5 protein-coding genes are annotated in these 3,011 nt (G+C 63.1%); 2 read left to right on the top strand and 3 right to left on the bottom strand.

Annotation, left to right across the window (positions count from 1 at the left end):
• Positions 1-660 (bottom strand): DUF808 family protein (locus A3764_RS19720; RefSeq protein ID WP_067952002.1); only part of this gene is annotated, 660 nt, incomplete at its 3' end.
• Between the two features lie 187 nt (positions 661-847).
• On the opposite strand from A3764_RS19720, the gene gap reads away from it, so the two are divergent.
• Both gap and A3764_RS25730 read left to right on the top strand, forming a co-directional pair.
• Positions 848-1,849, top strand: a complete 1,002-nt coding sequence (gene gap / locus A3764_RS19715) for a type I glyceraldehyde-3-phosphate dehydrogenase (RefSeq protein WP_067922257.1) — start codon at positions 848-850, stop codon at positions 1,847-1,849.
• Between the two features lie 59 nt (positions 1,850-1,908).
• Positions 1,909-2,052 (top strand): hypothetical protein, encoded by a 144-nt coding sequence (locus A3764_RS25730; protein ID WP_201722112.1) that lies wholly within the window; start codon positions 1,909-1,911, stop codon positions 2,050-2,052.
• A 9-nt stretch (positions 2,053-2,061) separates the two neighbouring features.
• Here A3764_RS25730 and coaD read toward each other — a convergent pair whose 3' ends face one another.
• A complete protein-coding gene (gene coaD, locus A3764_RS19710) occupies positions 2,062-2,556 on the bottom strand; it encodes a pantetheine-phosphate adenylyltransferase (RefSeq protein WP_067922254.1) in 495 nt (164 codons plus the stop codon).
• A gap of 75 nt (positions 2,557-2,631) precedes the next feature.
• On the bottom strand, positions 2,632-3,011 hold a 380-nt coding region (locus tag A3764_RS19705; protein WP_067952001.1), incomplete at its 5' end, for a CBS domain-containing protein.

Genomic DNA, 3,011 nt, shown 5'->3' with positions numbered 1-3,011 from the left:
CCCCCGGCCAATGGCGCGGGTAAAGCCCAGGCTGCCCCGCTCCGCCATGGCGAGGCCCACGTCATCCATCTTCACGATCAGCGCCACCGACCCATAGACGACGACGGTGATCAGGACCGCTACCGCCGCCAGCGTCGCCGCTTCCATCCAGAAGGACGATTCAGGGATCGCCGCCAGCGCGATCGTCATGATCTCCGCCGACAGGATGAAGTCGGTCTTGATGGCTCCGCGCGCCTTCTGCTCTTCCAGATGGGCGGGATCCTCGATGACCTTTTCCTTCTTGTCGTAATCGGTATGCCCGTCGCTCAGCCCGATGGCATGGGCGACCTTTTCGGCCCCCTCGAAGCACAGATAGGCCCCGCCCAGCATCAGCAGCGGCGGAATGAGCCAGGGCGCGAAGTTCGACAGGGCAAGCCCCGCGGGCAACAGATAGAGAAGCTTGTTCTTCAGGCTGCCCTTGGTAATCCGCCAGATGATCGGCAGTTCGCGCTCGGCGGCGAAGCCATGCACGTATTTCGGCGTCACCGCCGCATCGTCGATCACGGCCCCCGCCGCCTTGGCGCTGGCCTTGGCCGCCTGCCCGATCACATCATCGACGGAGGCCGCCGCAACCTTGGCGATTGCCGCCACATCATCCACCAGTGCCAGCAGGCCACTCATCGCTCGATCTCCTTCTTGGTCCGCAACAGCTAGCATTGCCCCGGCACATGGCAAACCCCCGGGACCGATATCGCTAACACAGCGCTTTATCGCTAACATGCCGGAATAGCGCCGGATTGCCCCTTTAACCCCGCGCGGCCCTGTCGATATAGAGCGGGCAAAACGCTCCAGACCTAAGGAAAATCGCATGACCATCAAAGTGGGTATCAACGGCTTTGGCCGCATCGGCCGCTGCACGCTCAGCCATATCTCCGCCTCGGGACGCGACGACATCGAAGTGGTCAAGCTGAACGCCACCGGCCCGCTGGAGACCGCCGCCCATCTGATCCGCTACGATTCCGTCCATGGCCGCTTCCCCGGAGAGATCACCATCGACGATGGCTACATGAACCTCGGGCGCAACGACATCGAGGTGATGTCGAGCTACAACCTCGAGGAGCTGGACTGGACAGGCTGCGACGTGGTGCTCGAATGCACGGGCAAGTTCAACGACGGCAACAAGGCCAATGTGCATCTCGAACAGGGCGCGAAGCGGGTGCTGCTCTCGGCCCCCGGCAAGAACGTGGACCGCACGGTCGTCTATGGCGTAAACCACGACACGCTTCAGGCCTCCGACCGGATGATCTCCAACGGGTCCTGCACGACGAACTGCCTCGCCCCGCTGGCGAAGGTGATGCATGAAGCCATCGGCATCGAAAGCGGCCTGATGACCACGATCCACAGCTACACCGGCGACCAGCCGACGCTGGACCGGCGGCACAGCGATCTCTACCGCGCGCGCGCGGCCGCCATGGCGATCATCCCCACCTCCACCGGGGCGGCCAAGGCCCTGGGCGAAGTGCTGCCCGCGCTGAAGGGCAAGCTCGACGGGACGGCGATGCGGGTGCCCACGCCCAACGTCTCGGCGGTGGACCTTACCTTTACCGCGTCCCGCGACGTAACGGTCGAAGAGGTCAACGCCGCCGCCAAGGCCGCCGCCGAAGGGTCGATGAAAGGCGTGCTCGCCTATGACCCGGAAAAGAAGGTCTCGGTCGATTTCAACCACACCGAAGAAAGCTGCATCTTCGCCCCCGACCAGACGATCGTGGTGGCCGGTCGCACGGTGCGCGTGTTGGGCTGGTACGACAACGAATGGGCCTTCTCCGTACGGATGGCCGATGTGGCCGTTGCCATGGGGCAGCTCGGCTGAACTTGCACCGGCAGCGGTGCCCTGTCATATCGGGGAAACCGCTGCCGGAGCCCGTGCCGATGACCAACACCCTCGCCCTCGTCCTTGCCGCATTGCTGCTCTCGGCGCTCGCGGTGGACGTGGCGCTCTATGGGTCGGATCACCTGGTGTTTCTGGGCAAGAAGATGTTCGAACTGATCGAATGGATGGCCTTCTGGCGCTGACACGTCCCGTCAGATCGGAAAGCGCTCCCGCAGTTCCGTATTGACCCGCGGCGTCACGAACTTGCTGACATCGCCTTTCAGCCGCGCGATCTCCTTCACCAGCTTGCTCGCGATGGCCTGATGCGTCGCCTCGGCCATGAGGAACACGGTCTCGATACTGTCGTCGAGCTGCCGGTTCATGCCGACCATCTGGTATTCGTACTCGAAGTCCGCAACGGCGCGCAGCCCCCGTATGATGGATTGCGCGCCCACGTCGCGCGCGCAGTCGATCAACAGGTTCTCGAAGGGATGCACCACGATCTCGACGCCGGTCTGCGCTGCGAGGTCGGTACATTCCGCCTCGATCATGCTCACCCGTTCTTCCAGCGTGAAAAGCGGGCCCTTGTCGCGGTTGATGGCCACGCCGATCACCAGCTTGTCGACCAGACGCGTGGCGCGCCTTATGATGTCGATATGGCCCAGCGTGATGGGGTCGAAAGTACCGGGATAAAGACCAACACGCATGAGAGGATCCTGACTTGGTTTCGGCTCAGCGGCAGAGGATCATGTCGGGCCGCGGGGCGCAACCCGAATGGCCCGTCAGTGACCCATGATCATCCCCTGAAGGGCATCTTTTTCCATGGAAAGTTCCATCAGCCGGGCCTTCACCACATCCCCGAGAGAGATCAGCCCCACGAGCGATCCGTTCTCCAGCACCGGCATGTGGCGAAAGCGTCCGTCGGTCATCGTCTGCAGGATCTGGTCGGCCCGATCGTCGCGGCTGCAGGTCACCACATCGCGGGTCATCAAGTCGGAGACCTTGTCGTTCAGGCAGCCCCCGCCCTTGCGCCCCAGCGCGGTGACGATATCGCGTTCCGAAAGAATGCCATCAGGCGTCTTGCCATCCGACGAGATCACCAGCGTACCGATCCGTTTCTGGGACAATATCCGCGCGGCTTCCGACACCTTCATATCAGGAT

It is taken from the genome of Sulfitobacter sp. HI0129 (assembly GCF_001635395.1).
Classification (GTDB): domain Bacteria; phylum Pseudomonadota; class Alphaproteobacteria; order Rhodobacterales; family Rhodobacteraceae; genus Sulfitobacter.
This window is presented reverse-complemented; position numbering and strand designations above follow the sequence as displayed.